This is a genomic window from Salinibacterium sp. (assembly GCF_031364185.1).
Taxonomy (GTDB): domain Bacteria; phylum Actinomycetota; class Actinomycetes; order Actinomycetales; family Microbacteriaceae; genus Rhodoglobus.
The window spans coordinates 1-2,705 of the sequence record NZ_JANLVV010000397.1; the positions used below are offsets into that span (position 1 = coordinate 1).

At 62.4% G+C, this 2,705-nt stretch carries 3 protein-coding genes; 2 read left to right on the plus strand and 1 reads right to left on the minus strand.

The genetic code is table 11. The features are described from left to right. Window positions 1–237, plus strand: a 237-nt coding sequence (locus tag RMN95_RS17040) for a hypothetical protein (RefSeq protein ID WP_309618094.1), incomplete at its 5' end; no start/stop codon positions are given. A gap of 10 nt (window positions 238–247) precedes the next feature. Next, a complete protein-coding gene (locus RMN95_RS17045; RefSeq protein WP_309618095.1) occupies window positions 248–730 on the plus strand; it encodes an NUDIX hydrolase in 483 nt (160 codons plus the stop codon). 299 nt (window positions 731–1,029) lie between these two features. On the opposite strand, the gene RMN95_RS17050 is transcribed toward RMN95_RS17045, so the two are convergent. Further along, window positions 1,030–2,502 (minus strand): MDR family MFS transporter, encoded by a 1,473-nt coding sequence (locus RMN95_RS17050; protein ID WP_309618096.1) that lies wholly within the window; start codon window positions 2,500–2,502, stop codon window positions 1,030–1,032. Window positions 2,503–2,705 lie beyond the last annotated feature (203 nt).

Below are 2,705 nucleotides of genomic sequence, written 5' to 3' on the forward strand. Positions count from 1 at the left end.
TACCTTGGCCACATTCTTGTGTTGGTGGCGATGGGCAGAGTCTGGCAGTCGATTTCGGGCCCGTTTGCCGGCAACAGTGTCGCAGCGGGGGCATGGCTGGTCCTCATGGTGCTGGCAGTGCTGCTCTTCGGCTACCTCAGCTACAGGCTCGTGGAGAAACCCGTCACCGGTCTGTCGAAGCGGTGGCAATCCCGTGTGTTCCATGAGGATCGACGATCCGCCCTCACGACCCGGTAACGTCGGATTTATGGACTTGCCCGCTAACAACCTGCCTCGCCGACCCCACGAACCTGGCGATGAATGGGTGTATGGCGAGAACGGTGAGAAGTTCTGGGGAAGCTACGGCGCCGCAGGGCTGTTGGTCTGGCATAGGTCGCTCGGCATCCTCCTGCAGCACCGCGCGATCTGGAGCCACTTCGGTGGCACCTGGGGGCTGCCCGGCGGCGCCCGCAAATCTGATGAGACCGCTGAACAGGGCGCCCTGCGAGAGGCGCATGAGGAGGCGGGGGTTGATTCATCCCTGCTGCGCGTGATGTTCACCACTGTGCTGGATCGCGGAGTGTGGGCGTACACGACGGTCGTGGCCGAAGCCGTGGAAGAGTTCGAGCCCGTGATCGGCGATGCCGAGAGCGTTGCGTTGGCATGGGTGGCGGTTGCCGACGTGGAGGGGTTGCCGCTGCATCCTGGATTCGCGGCGAGCTGGCCACAGTTGCGGGCCCGCCTGCTCTGAGCCCGCGCGGCTTAGGTGGTCGGTGTCGACGTTTCAGCCTGATTCACCGACGCGGTGCTGCTCGATACATCCCATGCCCCGGCCAGCGTTACCCAGAGGGGCACCTGACCGCCCGACGATGTTCCCCTGCCTTGGTGGACACGCGAGTGCCCCCATGCCTTTCGGAAATTCAGGACAACGGCTTCATTGACCCTGGCAACCTCAGTATCTGCAGGGTCAGGGATTGCTGTTGCGAGCCGCCTTCCTGAATTTCCGAAAGTTGCACCCCGCTGAGCGGCTGAACCAGCCCTCTGGATTTGTTAGTGGGGTGCCTGTGAGTCTTCGGGCACGCTGGGCCGCGGCACGAAGAACGCGGCGGCGACCGCGAGTATTGACAGCGCAGCCCCCGCCACGAACGCCAGGTGCACACCGGATGCGAGCGCCGAGATATCGGTTGAGCCGCTGCCGCTCGCCGAAGCTGATCCGATCGTGAGTAGTGCGATGAAGAGCGCCGTTCCGGCGGCTCCGGCTAGCTGCTGCACTGTTCCAATGGTGGCGCTTCCGGCGGCGTAGAGGGACGGTTTGAGGGAGCCGAGCGATGAGGTGAACAGCGGAGTGAAGGTAAGACCCAGTCCGAGGCTGAGCGCGACGTGCGCCACGACCACGAGTTGCCACGGTGAGCCCTCGGCAAATAGGGTCATTCCCCACAGGGCGAGGCTGACAACAACGGTGCCCGGTACGAGCAACGGTCGCGGGCCGACTTTGTCGTAGAGTCGGCCGACCACGGGCCCGAGTAGTCCCATGAGCACACTGCCCGGCAGGAGGATGAGGCCGGCTTGCACAGGAAGCAGGCCGAGAACATCCTGCATATAAATTGGTAGCAAAATTATCGTGCCGAAGAGGGCGCCCATGAGAATCACCATGAGGATAATCGAGACGCTGAACCCGGGCGCTGTGAACGTCCGAAGATCGAGAAACGCACTGTCTGTTCGTTGGAGCGACAGTTGGCGCGCGATAAAGAGTGCGAGCGCGAGTGCCCCCACGGCAACAGGTATCCAGGAGGTCACGATGGCGGTTCCGGAGACGGCTTCGCCGAGGCTGCTGAGCCCGTAAATGAGCCCGCCGAACGCGAACGCTGACAGCACCACTGAGAGCGCATCGAGCGGCACCTTGCGCGTCTCGCTGACGTTCTGAACGCGGGCGCCACCGATGGCGAGTGCGGCGATGGCGATCGGTAAGACGAGGATGAAGATGAAGCGCCAGTCGAAGACGCTGAGGATGAGCCCGGAAATCGTCGGGCCGAGAGCAGGGGCGACCGAGATGACGATCGAGATATTGCCCATCGTTCGGCCTCGAGAGTGCGCAGGGACGAGTGTCATCACTGTGGTCATCAGGAGCGGCAGCATGATAGCCGTGCCGCTGGCCTGCACGATGCGTGCCGCGAGCAGTACTTCGAAGCCAGGCGCGATGGCTGCAATGGCGGTGCCCAGGGTGAACAGGCTCATGGCGAGGATGAATACGGTGCGAGTGTGCAGCCGTTGCATGAGAAAACCAGTGGTCGGGATGACGACCGCCATCGTCAGCATGAACGCTGTCGACAGCCACTGCGCAGTGCTCGCGGCAATGTTGAGATCGTCCATCAGTCTTGGGAGGGCAACTCCGATGATGGTCTCGTTGAGGATGACGACGAAGGTGGCCACCAACATGAGGTTGATGACGAGACTGTTGCGCCTGCTGAGGTCGGGCGTCGCCTCGACCGATGTCGTCGGCGCAGTGAGGGCGTTGTCAGTCACGGAAATCCTGTCGGTGAGGTTCGGTCGGGCTCGCGGGCACGTCGGCCCGATTGAAAGAGCACATCGTGAACATTCTGCAAAGCGCTGCCGACATTGTGTCGGCGCATACAGCAGATGAAATTCTCACTTACTGTTACAGGCTAAACTATCGGAGTTGTCACGGGCTGTGGCGCAGCTTGGTAGCGCACTTGACTGGGGGTCAA